Annotated in this window: 8 protein-coding genes and 1 riboswitch; all 8 genes read right to left on the bottom strand. The window is 59.7% G+C overall.

The genetic code is table 11. From position 1 onward, the window contains the following. Positions 1-73: 73 nt before the first annotated feature. Positions 74-277: a cold-shock protein gene (locus ACFSR7_RS13855; RefSeq protein WP_090118053.1), complete on the bottom strand. Its 204-nt coding sequence runs from the start codon at positions 275-277 to the stop codon at positions 74-76. Between the two features lie 419 nt (positions 278-696). Beyond that, on the bottom strand, positions 697-912 hold the full coding sequence (locus ACFSR7_RS13850) for a cold-shock protein (protein ID WP_378118876.1): 216 nt from the start codon (positions 910-912) through the stop codon (positions 697-699). A 233-nt stretch (positions 913-1145) separates the two neighbouring features. Next, on the bottom strand, positions 1146-1613 hold the full coding sequence (locus ACFSR7_RS13845) for a hypothetical protein (protein WP_378162425.1): 468 nt from the start codon (positions 1611-1613) through the stop codon (positions 1146-1148). Between the two features lie 64 nt (positions 1614-1677). Further along, positions 1678-1914, bottom strand: coding sequence for a DUF6953 family protein (locus tag ACFSR7_RS13840; protein WP_378162424.1), 237 nt, complete (start codon positions 1912-1914; stop codon positions 1678-1680). Between the two features lie 154 nt (positions 1915-2068). Continuing rightward, entirely contained in the window at positions 2069-6184 is a 4116-nt protein-coding gene (locus ACFSR7_RS13835; RefSeq protein WP_378162422.1) for an RCC1 domain-containing protein, read from the bottom strand. Positions 6185-6367: 183 nt separating this feature from the next. Further along, complete coding sequence (locus tag ACFSR7_RS13830) at positions 6368-10246, bottom strand: galactose-binding domain-containing protein (protein WP_378162420.1); 3879 nt, start codon at positions 10244-10246, stop codon at positions 6368-6370. A gap of 274 nt (positions 10247-10520) precedes the next feature. Continuing rightward, a complete protein-coding gene (locus ACFSR7_RS13825; RefSeq protein WP_378162419.1) occupies positions 10521-12338 on the bottom strand; it encodes an APC family permease in 1818 nt (605 codons plus the stop codon). Positions 12339-12437: 99 nt separating this feature from the next. Further along, a riboswitch (cyclic di-AMP (ydaO/yuaA leader) is annotated at positions 12438-12597 on the bottom strand. Between the two features lie 261 nt (positions 12598-12858). Then, positions 12859-17997, bottom strand: a complete 5139-nt coding sequence (locus tag ACFSR7_RS13820) for a M4 family metallopeptidase (RefSeq protein WP_378162417.1) — start codon at positions 17995-17997, stop codon at positions 12859-12861. Between the last annotated feature and the right edge of the window lie 124 nt (positions 17998-18121).

Genomic DNA, 18121 nt, shown 5'->3' with positions numbered 1-18121 from the left:
ATAGACGCACAAAAGCCCGGCCATTGGCCGGGCTTTGCTATTTAAGGGCGTTGCCGCCGCTTAAAATTCTAGATTACAGCTTTACAACGTTTTCAGCTTGCGGACCGCGGTTGCCTTGAACAACGTTGAATTCAACGCGTTGGCCTTCGTCAAGCGTCTTGAAGCCTTCGCCGACGATTGCGGAGAAGTGAACGAATACGTCGTTGCCGCCTTCAACTTCGATGAAACCGAAGCCTTTTTCTGCGTTGAACCACTTAACTGTTCCTTGTTGAGCCATTTGGTATTACCTCCAAAAAATGTTTTTTCTACATGACCTTTATTTTGCGTAGAAAATAAAATTCACATATTGTACAAGGTTATTAAATCTTCTAAAATAATAACCCTCTACAATATGTGAACTCAGGTCAAGATTTAGATTAGATTCATCTTATCATATCTTGTCCAGGAACGCAAATGCAGAAATGGTCTGTGCAAGGCAGAACAAGAAAACGCTCTTCCTTGCCGGCTACACTACCCACGGCAGGGTAAAGCGTCGCTCGATTACATGTTAACCAAAACAGGAAGCTTCTAAACAGGGTTGCAGAACTTTTCTCAAAAAGAACTTGCAGCCTGTTCAAACAAAGATGCCGCTCCCCAAAATGAGAAACGGCATCGGGCGTGAAGCACAAGCGCCCACCGTAATTTCAGCCGGCTGCTTTAGCTGCGACTCGACATGGACAGACTGGTGTTCACGAGGGCGGGAAGCATGCGCTCGGTCTTTTCCATTGGAGATCCGCAGAGCGTGCAGGCCGGTTCGTCCGAAAACGCAAAGTTTTCGCGAATCCATCCGTTGCAGCTGTCGCTCGCACAGGACCATACGGTAGTCGGCTCAAGAGGTACCTCTTCAACCGGTTTTTTGCGGGAGTTGTACATGGAGCGCTCCTCTCCAAGGCTAAGCCTTGTTCCTTGTATTGGGCGTAACACAAGCAGCCTCGAACCGTCAAAACTAAAAAATCATATACGCGACAAGGCCTCGCTTACTGCCATGAAACCTTGACGATATATGATTCTCCACGTACATGCATTATATCCATCATAGCCCATAAAAGACCGAATGGCAAACAAAAAGGACTTTTCGGGGTCTTTCGCTTCCTGCGAAGCGTGCCTCAAGCCTTGACGAACCCTTCTTCCCTCAAGTAGTCTGCGGCTTCGTCGTAGGAGTCGAAGGCGCCGTCCAAATTAAGGCCGGCGTAGACGTACCACATCGTATCTTCCTCATCGTACTTCAATTCCAGCGTCTGCCGCTTTTCGTTGCGCCAGATCTCTTCAAGCGCCGGCTCGGATTGTCCGCCAGCTTCTCCTCTCAGGGAATCGATCGATGCCGCGACAATCGTCCGCAGCTGCTCCGCCGAGAAATCGGCGATGTTCGCAAAGCCTTTTTCATCCGTCTCGTATCCTTCAAGTCTCCCCGCATAAACGTAGCCGTTGCCGCTGCGGTGAAGGTGATAAATGACGTTTTTCTTGTCGTAGGCGCTGCCTTCGAATTGGTAATTCACGCGCCCAAGCGATACGTCTTTGCGGATTAGCTCTTTGTATTCGTCGGCGATGGCCAGCTTTTGCTCGAAGCTAAGCATGCTTGCACGCTCCTTGTCCATAATTCTTATTGTAGACGCGTTCTCGAGCCCCTCGGCGATCGCATCAGGTCCATCCCCAGAAAAATCCATCGCGATCCCAAGCGACACGGCCCCCGTGGAGCTTGCGGAACGCCTTGACCACCTCGCGGTCGAGTCCTGTATGGCCGCGTTCGTTCACGAACACGAATCGCTCGCCGAACTGCTCCCGGATATAAGCGACCGCTTCCTCCTGCTTCAACATCCCCCGATGGCGAATCTCGCTCACCATCCACGTCGCGACGTCCTGCGCCGTATGCTCCATCCCGAAGCCTCCTTGAACTGCCGGCAACTCTTCACATGCTTGGCCGTCTCTTATTGTACCAAATTGGCGGGAAATGCAGGCAACTATTAAAACCGCAATTGAAAAGAGGGACTCGCCAAGCAGTCCGCCCGGGTCGTCCCTCTTTGAATGCTTGTTATTGTTGGATCAAGCCCGCCTGCACAAGCATGCGTCTGAGCATGATTACCGTCTCCGCCCGGGTCACCGGGCCCGCCGGATCAAGTCGGCCGTCTGCCCCTTGGATTAGGCCCGCTCGTAGGGCGCCAGCAACATCTTCTTGCGCCCAGTCATGAATAGCAGCGCCATCCGCAAATGCCAGCAGGATGCCCTCCGCATCCCCCGCCACGCTAGCGTTAACGCCCGCGAGCTTTGCAGCGCGCATGACCACCGCGAACGCTTCCTCTTGAGTGATCGTGTCGCCCGGGCGGAATCGGCCGTCGCTGCCGCCAAGCAGCAGGCTGTATACCGCAGCTTGTTCGACTGCGCCGCGGTACCAAGCGCCTGCCTGAAGATCCGTGAACGCGGCCGCTCCGCTTGTCGTTTGCGGCAGGCCCAGCGCACGGATTAACATTGATGCGAATTCCGCGCGGCTGACGGCTGCGTTCGGGCGGAATTCCCCGCCGGCGTAGCCGTTCACGATTAGCCGGGCCGCCATGTCGGCGATTGCTTCCCGAGCCCAATGCCCGCTTAGATCCGTAAAGTTCTGCGCCTTCGATCTGACGAGCGCGTATGCGCTATTCGTCAGACTGCGGACGACTGCGTAGAGTTGTCCGTCTCGGACCACGATCTCCGTGGGGACCGGCCGAAGCGTGCCGTCGGGTTCTATCGCAACGGCCGTAACGCCTGCCGGATCCGTGCCCGCCGGTAACGGCAGTTCTCTTTTTACAAAAGACTTGAAGCGATTGATGACCGTCGTCCTGCCCGCTTCGTCCACAGACAATTCAAACCTCACCGACAAGCCGATGACGGTATAGCCGGCTTTCGATGCCGCCTGTGACAGCTGCAATGCCGTCCCCTCTCCCCCTAGGCTTACGGATAAGCGAAATGCAGCACCGCCAGCGACTTCGACTTGAAGGTCGGCAATCTGCAGCGTATAGCGGCCTTGGGCTGTCACGAGCTCGAGCGACGCCCGCTTCGCCTTCAAGGCGTTCATTGCCGCAGCGTCAAAACCCACAGTGAGGCTCGACGCATCGTCAGGCGCCGTAATCTCGATCATCGTACCTTCCGAAGCTGCCGCCAAGGCGGCGGTTAGCGCCGATGAAAGCAGTTGTACTTCAAGATCACGCCTGTTCATGGTCGCCTTCCCAAGTAAAGCCTTCGCCTCTCCTCCAACCGTTAGCTTGAAGGACGGTGCGGCGGACTCGCTTGTGACGCTCGGAGCGGGCGTAGGCGTTGACGCTTCCGGATCCGTTGGCGTTTCAGGGTCCGATGCCTTTTCTCTTTGAATATGCAGCGTATACGTCAATGCTTTGCCGTCTTCTGCGATGACTGCGATCTGCAAGAAGGCCGCAGAGACGCCGAGCGCGATGGATTTGGACTCGGCGCTGAGTACGACCGGGCCTCCAGTCTCCACGCCTGCCGTGTCGTAAACACTGGCTGCGACGGACTGACGCTCGTTGGCGGCTGCCGACATTATGTCGAGCGAGGCAACGTCAACGGGCAAGGTAATCGTATATTCCGTCGTGTTCGAAGAGAAGGCGGTGCTCCAAGCGCCTGTCGATAGCGTTAGCGACGTTAATTTGGGAGCAGCCACAGGCTCCGGATCTGAGCCTGAATTCCCTCCCGATTCAATCTCCCATTTTGCGTAAAGACGAATGTTGGATTGAGCGACAGCAAGCTTGTCGCCGGCCTTGTAAAGCGTGTCATTGCCGTCGGCCGCGAGGGTCCAGCCGGCAAAAATGTAGCCGGACTTAGACAAGCTCCCCGTATTACCCTGCACCGTCACTTCGGCGCCTTCTTGGTACGCGCCCGCATCCAAGGGCACGCTGCCGCTATCGGCACCGCCGGCCTCGTAAGTCACGCTGTACGTAGGTTTTTTCGTCCACTTGGCGTGCAGCGTTACATCGGACGTACCCATTGCCAGCTTGTCGCCGGCCTGGTACACCTTGCCGTCACCGTCATCCGAGAGGGTCCAGCCGACAAAAGTGTAACCCGCTTTAGCCAAGCTGCCCGTGTTGCCCTGTACCGTCACCTCGGCGTCCTCTTCGTACGCGCCCGCGTCCACCGGCACGGTGCCGCTATCGGCACCGCCGGCTTCATACGTCATGCCATACGTCGGGTTCAGCGTCCACTGCGCATACAGCGTCGCGTCGGCTGCCGCCATCGTCAGCGCTGCGCCCGCCGCAAACGGCGTACCGCTGCCGTCCGCTTGGGTATTCCAACCGGCAAAAGTGTAGCCTTTTTTTACGAAGCCGCTCTCGTTGCCCAAGACGGTCGCCGCTTCCCCAACCTCGTACTCCTCGCTGTCGCTCGGCCCAGTTCCGCCTGTTTCCCCGTTGCCGTCATACAGAACCTTGTACGTCGGGTTTTTCGTCCACTGTGCGTACAGCACCAGATCTTCCTGCCCGATCGTCGCCAGATCGTCCTCGGCATACGCGGAGCCAGACCCGTCGCCAGCCGTGTTCCAGTCCGCGAACGTGTATCCGGCCCGGACGAGCCCTCTGGAATTGCCCAAAATCTCGGCCTGCTCGCCTTCGTAGTAGTAGTAATCGTCGACCGGCACCTTGCCGCCGGTGTTTCCGTTTCCTCTATAGATGACGCTATAAGTAGGGATCGCGATCGTAACGACTTGCTGCATCGTATATGCGGTTTTCTTGCCGGCCTTGTCCTTGACGATAACGTTGAAGTAATAAGGCATGCCGTCGAGCAGACCTGTCAACTGCAGGCTGTCGATATCGGCCGTAAAGGCGTTGACGGCGATTCCTTTGGATTCGATGTCCGCGACCGTCTGGATGTTGTTCTTGAAGGAGCGATAAACGCGATATTGCAAACTCGATTGCTCGGACATATTGTCGGTCGCCTTGGACCATGTCAGCGTAGCGCTGTCCGTCGTGACGCCCGAAGCGGAGATCGTCCCGGGGGAAACGTCCGGCGTCGTGCCGTCCAGCCACCCGCCCTGGACGGGGACGGCCGAATCGGTCCCTTTTCCGTTGCCAAGCTGCCCATAGCCGCCGTAGCCCCAGCTCCAGACGGAACCGTCCTTGCGCAGCGCCGTAGCGTGGAAGGAGCCGGCCGAGACCTGCACGATATCGGATAGGCCGCTCAACTGCACGGGCGCGTTTCTTTGCGTCTTGGTGCCGTCGCCGACCTGTCCGTAATTATTGTGGCCCCAGCCCCACACCGTGCCGTCTTCCTTCAGCGCAACGCTGTGGAAGCCCCCTGCCGCAATCGCTTTTACGCCGCTGAGACCCTTCACCTGCACCGGCAAGATTCGCTTCGTCGCCGTACCGTCGCCGAGCCTCCCCTGCCCGTTGTCGCCCCACGCCCACACCGTTCCGTTTTCCTTGAGCGCGAGATTGTGATAGTTGCCGGCGGAGATTGCAATCACATGATCGAGCCCCGACACCTGCACAGGCGTCTTCTGTGCCGCAGATTCGGTACCGTTGCCCATCTCGCCTGCCGTATTAAGCCCCCAAGCCCATACCGTGCCGTCGGACTTCAAGGCGATGCTATGATAACCGCCCGCGGATACCGCGGCGATATCCGACAGTCCCGGAACGACGCCAGGCACGGAACGGCTGGCAAGCGTGCCGTCGCCGAGCTCTCCGCTTTCGTTGTCCCCCCAAGCCCACACCGTCCCGTCCTTTTTCAAAGCGAGCGTGTGATAGCCGATCCCGCCGGACAACGACGCCACGTCGTCGATCGCGATCTGCACGGGCTGCAGCCGATCCGTTGTCGTGCCGTCTCCCAGCTGTCCGTAATTGTTGGAGCCCCAGGCCCATACGGTCCCGTCCTGCTTGACCGCGAACGACTGCCTCACGCCGGCTGCGATCGAAGCGACGCCGCTCATGCCGGAAGCGGCGACGGGCGCACCGCGATTCGTCTGCGTGCCGTCCGCGAGGCCGCCGAATTCGTTGCCGCCCCAGCCCCATACCGTTCCGTCCGTCAGCAGGCCGACGGTGTGGTAATAGCCCGCAACCAACTGCGGGGCTACCTCCGGCGCAGCCGCATGGGCACTTCCCCCCTTGCCATAGAACGGAATAAGGCCGAACAATAGCGCCAGGCACATCAACAAACTCGTCTTGCGTCTCACCTTGCATTCCTCCCCGCTTGCCGGCGCGCAGTCCGGCTTCTGCCGCTATTTTAAGGGAAGCCCGCAAGAAAATACGATTATCGAAAGTTAATTCGGTTAATGGAAAACGCCCTTAATTCTTAATGCCGCTCATGCAAACAGCCCGCCCGCCAGATGGCGAACGGACTGTCGGATGGCCTTGACTTAAGGATTGACGTTGATTGTAAAGGTAGAAGTCGTATTCTTGATCGGCGTCACGACGTTGTTGAACTTCAGGTTGTTAAACGTCACCGAGCCGACTGCCGGACCCTGACCCGGTTCCGGCATCTCGTTCGCCCAAATGCCTACGCCGCTTTTCGCGTCGAATGCATCGCCGCTCTTCTGCGCGCCGGAGATCGTGATGTTGGTGAAAATCGTGTCGGTCACCGGATTCTGCGGCTGTCCGCCGGAATAGTTCGTCTGGAACATGATGCCGTGGTACGTCGGGTCGACGATATCCACGTCGCTCACGCGGATGCCCTGGAACACCTTGGATGCGGAGAACACCCAGATGGCCGGGAACGTCTGCTGGCCCCAGAAGTGGCCGCCCGCGCGCACGACAGAGATGTTTTGCAGATTCGTGGTCGGACTTGCGCCGAAGCCGTTCATCGGGTAGCCAAAGTCGAGCGAGCTGATCGTGATGCCCGAGTAACAAAGCGTATCCGCGATATAAATGTTGCGGAACGTATTGGCATATCCGCCATACACCGCGAGTCCGGCCGCGCGCCAGGTGAGGATGGACGTCAGGTTTTCGAAAATGTTGTCCTTCTCGTCCGCGCCGCCCGCGTCGATCGCAGAGAACAGCGCAAAGCTATCGTCTCCCGTCGCACGCGCTTCGTTGTTGGAGATCAGGTTGTTCGTGCTGCCGTTCGTCATGTTGATGCCGTCTGCGAACGTGTCGCGAATGCGCGAGTTTTTAATCGTCATGTAGTCCGTGTTGGCGCCCCAGTACATGCACACCATGTGCTCGGTCCAGATGTTGTCGATCGTGATGTTGGCGACGTTGGAGAAGTCGAACACCTTGCCCGGTCCGTCGATCCGGGACGTATAGTTGCCGAAGTAGGCGAAGTTGGCAAAGGTGGAGCCGTTCGCCGTGGACGTCGCCGAGAAGCCGATGTCGGTGTTGGACTGGTTCGACGGCGCGACGAAGCGCGTATACCAAGGACCGGCGCCGATTACCTTGATCGGCTTGCCGTACACCTGGAACTTGTTCGACGTCGTATACGTACCCGCCGGCAGATAGACGCCGACGTAGGTGCCGGTCGTGTCCATCCGCGCCTTGTCGAGCGCGTTTTGCACATCCTGGTGCGTGAAGCCCATCGGCACGACATACTTGGCAGGATCGGGATTCGCGATCGGCGACACCTGCTCGAGGCTGACGAAGTCGATGGCGTAGTTCGTCGTGTTGGCCGCGTCCTTCTGCAGCCGAATCGTGCTGCCCGCAGGGATCGTCGTATCAAACATGAGGTTCGCTTCGTCATAGATGTGGCGCGGCGAGCCGGAGCCCGGGCTGTTGCCCGGCGCGGTCTCGGAGCCGTACAGCCAGGCGTACCTGGACGTCAGGTCGATCGCCTTGGCGAACGTGCCGTTGACGTAGACGTTCAGCGTCGCGTTGATGCCGTCGCCGCCCGGCGCGTCCGGGATGGAGAAGCGGGCGACCAGCGTGTTGGTGCTCGCCTTGGTCGTGAACTGCACGTAGCTGCCCGTCGCGTTCAGCGTAACCGCCTTGCGGCCGGAAGCTTCGCCGGCAAGGTCGCCAATGTTGCGGTTCGGCCCGACGACGGCTGCGCCGCCGCCGATCGTGCCGTCCTCGGCCTCGTACATGTCGAACGGCATGTTCGCGCCGCGACCGACGAACAACGGCTGCGTGGAGACGTTGTTCGCTTGCTTGACGGACAATTCGTTGCCGTCGGCTGCGATCTGGAGCTTGACGTTGTACTTGCCGTTCGCCGCGGTCCAGCTGCCGAGGGCGATAGACGGACTGGATGCGCCTGCGGCGAGCGTGCCGGTGTAGCTGGCGGTCAGCGTCTTCACGACCGCGTTGGTCGTGGCGTCCGTCAGCGTCAGCGTGACGGCGTGCGCGCCGGCGGCCGAAGCGATCGAGCCCTGATTTTTAAGGATGACGGAGAAGTTCGTCGTATTGCCCGCAGCCGGATTGCTCGGGCTCCAGCTGACCGACGTGGCGACCAGATCCGAGCTCTGAACCGGGCTGACCGTCAGGTTGGAAGCGCCTGTGTAGCTGTTGTTGTTCTCGTTTTGCTCGATGACGGCGTTGTCTTCGTCGACCTTGGCCGAGACGGCGTAGCTGCCTGCATCCTTCGCTCCGATGCTGACGCTGACGTTGGCTTGAGCGCCTGCCGAGAGCGCGCCCACGTTCGCCGTGCCTACCTTGGTCGTGCCCAGGTAGAAGTTGACGGTCGTCGCCGCGGAGGCCAACGTGCCGATGTTTTTAACGGTGGCTGTCAGGCTGACGCTATCCGTCTCGACAGGCGCGGACGGCGTCCAGGATAGGCCCGTCACGGTCAGATCCGGATTCGGCGCGGGTACGCCGATAACCTGGAATTCGGCCACCTGTCCGCCCGTCGCGCCCGTGTTGGCCGTAAATTTCAGCTGCACGTCGCTGGCGGTAGCGCTCACGGGGATGGTGACCGTGTTGCCGGTTGCCGGGTTAAACGTATATTGCGCGGACGAAACCAGGTTGTTGAATGTCGTCGCGTTCTGGTCGCGGCCCAGTACCTGGAGCGTCTGCGTGCGCGTCGCCCAGGCGCTGTCCGGACTGAGCTTCAGTACAATCTGCGAGATGCTGGCGTTGGCGCCGAGCGAGACGGTCAGCGTGGCGGGATAGCTATTCGCGTTGCTTTCCCAGTAAGTCGCGGTGCTACCGTCGTTGGCGTTGGTTGCAACATATGTCCAGTTAACCGAGGAAGCGGTGATTGGCTTGCCCTGCGCCAGGTTGGAGCCGGTTGGCGGAGGCGTAGAGGTTGGCGTAGCTGTCGGCGTGGCAGTAGGCGTGGCGGTTGGGGTCGCCGTTGGCGTTGCGGTTGGCGTTGCAGTAGGCGTCGCCGTTGGCGTTGCGGTCGGGGTGGCCGTCGGCGTCGGCGTAGCGGACACCGCAGTCAGCGCGATTTGGTCCACGTTAACGTTGCCGGAGTCGGTCGCGTCGTACTTATAGGCAATCGTATTGCTGCCCGCATTGAGCGCAAACGTCTCGGATTGGGTTCCCCAAGTATCCCAGTTGGCGAGATTCGCGAGCGTCGTCTGCTTGACTTTCGTGCCGTTCACGTAGACGCTCAGCGTTCTGGCCGCGCCGTTCGCGTTGCCGTACTTGAGCGCGACCGCGTAGTTGCCGGCGGCTGCGGCATTAACGGTGAACTGCGTCTGTGCGCCCTGCGTCCAATAGCCGTCCACGAATCCCGTCCCCGTATAACCGGGATGGTCCGTGTTTACTTTGGCTCCGCCGGACAGCGCGGCTGCTTCGGCTTCATACACATTATTGGCCGGCGGCGAGACGGTTCCGTACACCTCGAACTCGGATACCTGACCGGCCGGCCAGGCGCTGTTGGCCGTGATGTTGACCTTGACGTAGCGCGTGCTGGCGGCGGCGAAGCTGATCGTCACCGCATTGCCGGTTGCCGGGTTAAACGAATACGAAGCGGACGACGCGAGCGTGCTGTACGCCGAGTCGTTCAGACTGCCCTGCACGGACAAAGTCTGCGAGCGCGTCCCCCATCCGGACGGCAGCTTCAGAACGACCTGATTAATCGTCGAGGCTGCTCCCAGGTCAACCCGGATCCATTGCGGAAAGGCGTTGTTCGCGCTCTCCCAGTAGGTGCCGGCGTTGCCGTCTACGGCATTGCCCGCTTGATACACATCCGCGTATGAGCTCGCGGTCACAGGTTTGTTCGCCGCCAGATTCGGGCCGTCCGCATAGGCCTTGGATGCTTGAAGCCCGGCCAGGTTGGCGAACAGTCCGGCCATCAGCGCGAGAGCCAGCAAAGAAGCCGTCCACGGCTTCCGTTTCCCCGTATGCAGTTGCATGAACATCATCTGCCTCCTTTTAAATGGATAACTCGAAATTCCGGTCTCTTCCGACTTGAGCGGCTGATCAGTGGCGCCTGACTAAGTTCACGGAGCTGCGAACCTCCTCCTCCCGTATATGGATGATGCTTCCTTTAAATTATAAGCGCTTACATACATGTCCGACGATGTACATTCCTATGAGATGTGTGTGCGGAACTACGATTCTTATGAGGCCGAAAACCAAAAAATCTCGCCCGCAAAATCACGGACGAGACGGATCGCATGCGCTCTTCGGACGTTAACGACGCAGATGGTAAGGCACGGTCGCGATGATGACGTCCTTTTGATTGTAAAGGTAAGCGCGAAGCAGCAGGCTCGACTGATTGTGCAAAATGTGCTGCCACCAGTGCTTGGCGATAAACTGCGGGATGAGGACGGTGATATGGTCGGTCTCGGCGGTTTTCCACTCGATCGTGTCGATGAACTTCATAATCGGGCGGATAATGCTGCGATAGCTTGATCTGAGCGTGATGAGCCGGACGCCGGGATCCCAGTCGGCCCATCTTTTTTCCATGCGCTCGATCTCCTCGTCGTCAAAGCCGACATAGACGGCGACGACGTTGTCGGTCAGCGACTTGGCGTAGCTGAGCGAATTCATGACGACGCGGGTGACCCCCGCGACCGGCACGACGATCGTGCTGCCCTTGATGCACGGCTTCTCCTTGGCCGGATCGATGCGCAGCTCGTCGGCAGTATTGCGGTAATGGCGTGCGATGGCGAAGAACGTCCACATGACGACCGGCAGGAACACGAACACCATCCACACATGCGTGAACTTGGTGAAAATAAAGATGAGCGTGATGCTCAGCGTCGTCAGCATGCCGATCGTATTGACAAGCAGGCGCGTCATCCAGCCTTGCGGGCGTAGCCGGATCCAGCGCACCATCATGCCGAGCTGCGACAGCGTGAACGGGATGAAGACGCCGACCGCGTAGAGCGGGATCAGGTTTTCGGTGTTGCCGTGGAAAATGATGACCAGCAGCGCCGAGAACACGCCGAGGAAAATGATGCCGTTGGAGTAACCGAGCCGGTCTCCGCGAACCATGAAGGCGTGCGGCATGTATTTGTCCTTGGCCAGCATGAACGCCAGCAGCGGGAACGCGGAGTACGCCGTATTCGCCGCCAGCACCAGAATCAGCGCGGTCAGCGCCTGGATGACGTAATAGATCGTACCTCGACCGAAGGTCGATTCGGCGATTTGCGAGACGACCGTCTGCTTTTCGTCCGGCGCGACGCCGTACCAATAAGCGAGCAGGCTGATGCCGATAAACATCGCGCCCAGAATCGTGCCCATCATGATCAGCGTGGCGGCGGCGTTGCGCTCGGCCGGCTTTTTGAAGTTGGGAATGGCATTGGATACGGCTTCGACGCCTGTGAGCGCGGAGCAGCCCGAGCTGAATGCCTTGAGGAGCAGGAAGAGACTGACGTTAGACACGGCGGCGCCGAATTCCGGCACGTGAGCGGGCGCGCTGCCCGTTGCGTACTTGACGATGCCGGCAGCGATGAGCACGAAGATCGCTACGACGAATAAGTAGATCGGCGTCGCGAGCACGGAGGCGGACTCGGTCAAGCCGCGAAGGTTCATGACGGTCAGAATAAGGATGATGACGAGCGCGATCAGAACGCGGTGTTCGTGCAGCGAAGGAAAAGCCGACGTGATCGCATCCGTGCCGGCGGACGAGCTGACCGCGACGGTCAATATATAATCGACCAGCAGCGAGCCGCCGGCCAGGAGTCCCGTCGAGACGCCGAGATTGTCCTTGGCCACGATGTAGGCGCCGCCGCCGGCCGGATAGGCATAAATGGTCTGGCGGTAAGACAGGATGAGAATAAATAAAAGGCCGAGCACCGCCAGCGAGATCGGCACCGAGTACCAGACGGCCGCGAAGCCCGCCGCCATGAGGACGATCAAAATCTGCTCCGTGCCGTACGCCACGGACGATAGCGCATCGGACGACAAGACGGCAAGCGCCTTGAATTTGCCCAGCTTGGCGCCCTCGATCTCCGCGCTTTTCATCGGTCTGCCGATCAGAAGCCGTTTAACTTTGCTGACCATGGGGTTATCTCCTTTGCTGTGCCGGCACCGCTGACGGGCATCAAAAAAAGCCGCAGGAAAGGATCTCCCGCAGCTTATTCTTAAGCGAATAGCGGCGCAGGCTCCTCTTCCGGACGCTTGCGAGGTTAGCTGTCGGATTCGGGCTCGGCAAGCAGCCCTACGCTTGGCAAAAGCCAAGCGATTCACCCCTGGGCGTGCATGCGCGGCACCCGGTTGGTTCCCCCGTTCCCGCATCTGCGGGATTCAGCGATTAGGATGTTAAATCACGAAATGAATCATACGTTACGTTCCATCTTCATGTAAACTGCCGCCGAAGGGGATGAAACAGCGCGGCGGCCGGTTAACCTACGAAGAGAACGGTTACATTCATGCGGCTCTTGCATTATCTCAGCCGCGCACATTCGCGCTCGATTTATTGAGGTTTCTGCTGTCTCGGATGCCCGAGTATTTGAAACGAATTAAAAAAAATAACCCCGCCTCCCGCCAAACGGGAGGACGAGGGGTGTTGTATGCATCCCTTTTAAATGAGTTGCAGATTCTCCAGCATGCGCATGAGCGATACGGTGGCTTCGGCCCTGGTAACCGGCGCGGCAGGAGCGAATGAGCCGTCCGCTCTGTTCTGCATGATGCCCGCAGCGAGCAGTGCCTGCGCGTCGGCGGCAGCCCATGCAGGAATTTTCGCCGCATCGGCAGAAGCGCCGGAGCCTGCCTGCCCCGCAATTTTCGGCAATCCGCCCGCATAAGCGATCGCTCTGCCCAGCATGACCGCCATCTCCTGGCGCTTGATGACGCCGCCCGGACCGAAACTCCCGTTGCCGTAGCCCGAGATTAGCCCCGCGCTCACTGCCGTCGTCACCGGAGCGCCATACCAGGCGCCGGCCTTCACATCGGCGAACGAGAACGCTGCCGGCAGTGTCTGCAGACCGAGCGCTCTCGCGAGGAGAGCGGCGAACTCGGCTCTCGTCACTGTTCGGTCCGGCTGGAACTGTCCCGATCCGGCGCCGAGCACGAGCTTCCTGGACGCCATTTTCTCGATCGCGGCACGATCCGTGTGGACCGCAATGTCAGCGAACGACTTGACTGCCTGCGCCAGCACATACACGCTGTTGTGCGGCGTCCGGATCGCCGCAGTCAACCGGCCCTCGGAAACGGTGATCGCCGCAGGGACGAATACGAGCTGTCCGGTGACGGTGTCCAAGGTCAGCGCAGTTACTTCCCCTGTCGTCTTGGGAGCGTCGATACTTACCCGTTTGGTGACATAAATGCCGTTAAAGTTTTTCAGCTCTTTTTTCTTCCCGCCGGAAGCCAGCTCGATCGTGAAGTCGAGGAAGTCGGACAAGGCTGCATAGCCGTCCGTTCGCAGCATTTGCCGGGACTTCGCCTGCTCTGATTGCGCAGACTTGACGACGCCGAACTCGAGCTGCAGATCGTCAGGGACTGCTGCCGTTCCCCAGGCTTGCGCCAGCAGCGAGCCGCTAAGCAGCTTGACGGGAATCTCGTACGAGACTTTGTCAGTCTGTACCACAAGCGTCAAGCCCGAGGATTGGACAGACGCGGCCGCGAGCGCCGCGGACGGCAACCGTACCTTAATGCCGTCTCCGCCTGTGCCGACAGGCAGGACGAGCTTGAGCGCCGTACCGGCAGATGCCGTCTGCCCGTCCGCCAGCTTGAGCGCTTGCTTCAGCTTGTCGGCGTCGGGCTCGACGATTGAAATCGAGCGTCCGTCGGCACCGGCTTCCTGTGAGGACTTCAGATCGTTGCCGGAGAGCTTGATCGTCCCGTCCTGAACCTTCGTCTCATCGTCGGCATCGTCGGCAGTCGCGCTTCCACCGGATGCGCCGGTACCCGGCGTGCCCGTTCCGGGAGTACTGGTTCCGGGAGTGCCGGTTCCAGGTGCACCGGTGCCTGGCGAGCCTGTGCCCGGGTTGCCGGTGTTCGTATCCACGACGATCGGGCAAACATTCAGCGGCGAGGAGACCGAGACGATCGGACTGAAGCCGACGCCTTCGTAGTCTCCGTACGTCGTAATCGTCGTCGCTTCAGTACTTGTCGCGACCAGCGTGAACACGCCTTCCTTCGCGCTCTGAGCCAGCGCCAGCGTACCGACTGCCAATCCAGAAAACATACCGGTAGAGGGAGAAGAACCGCTAGGGCCTAACTTGTATGACGCGCTTCGAATCGTGTTGCCGGACCGCACGGTCATCCGTTGCCATTGATCTTTTTCATCGAACAGGCCGAACAGAATATCGTCTACGCCGTCGCCCAGCACTCCGCCAGACTGCAGCCTGTCTCCTTCGCTGCCCGACTTGTAATAGCGTCCCGAACCGGAAAACACATAGGTCTCGTCCGGGGAAACCCAGAGCCGGTCGGGCGATCCTTCATGTACGTACGGCCCATGAAAATCCGGAACGGCCGTTTCGTCGTCCGTCTCCAACAGACGCGAAGCAATCGTCGCATAGGCGCGGAGCTTTACACCGTCCACGATCGTATAGAGCCGCTGCCGCCCCGGCGATAGCGCCAGCCCCTGCGCGCTCGTCATATCTGCACGCGCGCGGATCGTTCCCGCTTGATCGTACGCAGTCAGGTGCTGGCCGTCGGCCGCGCGACTCAGCACGTAGATCTCGCCCGGCGCCGCCACGGCCAGATCGAACGGCTCATCCGCCGTATCGAACGCAGCTGTCTGCGATAAATTGCTCGCGTCCAGCACGACAATCCGGCCCGTTCCGTCTCCTTTCTTCAGCACTGCGTACACATAGTCCGCTGTCGCGAACAGACGCACCGGCGCTGCGGACACATTTGCCGTCTCGATTCGTCCGGCCGTTGGATCAAAGGAAACGATGCTTCGAATATTCGCGCCGCTCGGGATCAAATACAGCGTGTGCGTGCCGGGATGTCCGGTCGCCTGCGCCGCCTGCCAGGGCAGACGGGCCCAGCCGACGGCCGAGGCGTAAGCCGACTGCGCTTTGGAACGGTTGACCATGACGCTCCAGCCGATCTCGGCAGCCCGGTTGCCCGCATCGTCGTAGATAGCGGTCGAGCTTGCGTCCGGCTGATAGCTGAACGTAACCGTATCTCCGGCGGCTGCGGCACGTCCCAGCCAAAGCTCGATATGCCGGCCCTTGGCGACAACGTGCGTGACGGACACCGCCTCGCCGTTCAGCTTGACCGCCAGTCCGAGGTACGATCCGGACATGATCGGAGCCTGCATGCCCACGTATTCGTCAAAGGTCAGCGTCAGCTTGGCCCCGCTTACGCTGGCTATCTTAAGCATGGGCTGCTCTGTATCGCTCGTATAGGTGTAAGCGGACCTCAGGTCCGGCCGGACGCTTCTGCCGCTCGCCGACGTTAGCTTGCTCACCGTAACTTTATAAACGGTGCTCGGCTGGAGCGTCCGGTCCAGCGTTAGATAAACGATATTCGCTTGGCTGCAGTCCTTCTGGACCGAGACGACACTCGGATTGACCGTCCCTCCGTCCTGGCGCTCGACGGTATAGTTGGCGGGGTTCCCCAGCTCAATTGCGCTCATTCCCTGATCGAATGTCAGCACGATCATTTTCTCGCGCACATTGCCGTTCGCACTCGCCACATAGGGGCTCACCGAATCCCTGACGGCCTTCACCTTCCAATTGCGCGTCTGACCGTTTTGTGCCGTCACGGCGTACGTACGTTCCGATGTCAGGTCGACGGGCGCTCCGCTCGCGGGACTGACGACCGCGCCGTCGGATACGGTAATGTAAGGTGTCAGCGCGGTCAGGTCGTCGCCCTCCTCTACATAGAGCGTGACCGTGCTGCTCGCATTGTCGATAATCGTCGAGCCGTACAGAATATCCAGGTTAAAGCCGACGATCGCATTGGCCGTCTCGGGCTTCGCGACGCTGCCGGTTACGGTCCACCGGCGTTTTTTGCCGTTCTCGGAGGTCACCTCGAACTGCACGGGGGAAGCATAATTGCGAACCTGAGCCGGGTCCGGGAAGATCGATGCGCCAGGAGACACCGAAATCCGCGCAGACAGGCTGCTTAAGTCGGTGCCCGGCGTCACTTGGAACGTAACGGCGGAAGCAGTCGCATCAATGTAAGGATTGTCCGCCAACTGATCGGCGCTTAAGGACACGATCGAATTTTCGCTGGCCGTATACCCGAGCCCTACCGCCGCCCAGGCCGCTTCGACCTTGGCGATGACAGCCGACCGGAGCTCGTCCGTGAGCGGAAGATCGCCCGCCGCCAGCACGAAGGCGTCGCGCGCATCCGTGAATTGCGCCGTCGGCGTCAGATAGGAGGTGAGCGCGCCGTAGGCCATGTCGCCCATCAGCTTCCGGCCTTGGCCGGCCAGCTGCGGGATCGTATCGATCCCGGTCGCCATCAGATAGGCGGCATGGTTCGTTATGCCGCTGTTTTTATGAACGCCGCCGTTGTCGTTGCTCTCCGGCAACTGGGCATATCCGCTCATCGTCCCGGGCTGCGGATCCAGTCCCAGCTCAGGCTGCTGCAAGCTGCGCAGATAGCCGCTGCCGCCGGCGACCCCCGTATCCTCGCCGATCGTCCAATCGTCGTCATCCATAACGGCAGCCATCATATCCGCAAAGGACTCGTTGAGCGCGCCGGATTGATCTTTGTATTCCAGGTCGGCGCTGTGCTCGATAACCCCGTGCGTCAGCTCGTGAGCCACGACGTCCGCCGCGCAGCTCAGGCATTCGAATTGCTTGGAGCCGTCGCCGTATACGATCTCGCTGCCATCCCAGAAGGCATTGTCAATCACGTTCGTATTGACCAGCGACACGATCGACATGCCTTTGCCGTCCAGGCTGTCGCGGCCGAACCGATTCAGGTAGAAGTCGTATACTTGTCCCGCAAAATAGTGGGCATCGATCGCGTCCGGGTTGCTGCTGTAGAAGTTCGACGTTTTCGCGCTCACGGGGGAGTACGGATCGTCGAGATCGTAAGTTTCGATCGTTCCCGTCTCCGCCCCCTGGTTGTACTTGTACATGGGCTTGGTCGTGTCGACCAGGTAGAAAATATTGTTACGGTTCACGGCATTCAGCGTCCTGACGTCGCCTTTATAACCTGTGCCGGTCGCCTCGGCGCTGTCCGCCGCAGCCTCCGCAAGACGACTGAACTTGCTCAGCACCCGTCCGTCCCCCGCATCGATATAGCCGAACCAGCGGCCCGGCACGGGCGCCTGCGTCGCCAGCTCGACCTTGTAGGCTAACGCGAACATCCCCGATCCGTCCGGATAATAGATCAGCTCCGCCTTGGGTATCTCCGGCTGCATCGCTGAAGGCTGGCCCTCAGCCTGCGCCGTATCAGCGGCAAGATTGGAGCTCGCGCCGACGACGACGCTGCTCCCCGCGGCGCCGACCGACACCGCCAGCGCCGCAATAGCCTGCTCTTCCGTCAGAACCGCCGATTCGCCCGCAATTAAGGATCCGATATCGGACGCGGTCTCGTTGGTCGCCGCATACAGGCGTCTCTCCGAATCCAAATGCGCGCGGATATATTGACCGTAGACTGGAATACCGTTATACGATTGCTGAATCAAATAATGCGCTTTGCGATAGACATCGGTGCTTTTGCCGACGATCTCCAGGCTTGTCGACGATCGGGCCAGGCTGCGCGACGTTCCCGAAAAGTAGTTGAGCACGTCGGCGTCCGAAGCCAGCACCGCAGCACTTTCTCCCCCCGACGCGATTGATGCGCCAACGGCAGACGCCGCTCCGACGGGCCGTATATCAGCCGCCCCTGCGCTCCAAACCGCCAAAGCCAATCCCATGACGCCCATACGCTTT

Origin of the sequence: Cohnella sp. GCM10020058 (genome assembly GCF_042683485.1) — a bacterium.
In the GTDB taxonomy this organism is placed as follows: Bacteria; Bacillota; Bacilli; order Paenibacillales; family Paenibacillaceae; genus Cohnella.
This window is presented reverse-complemented; position numbering and strand designations above follow the sequence as displayed.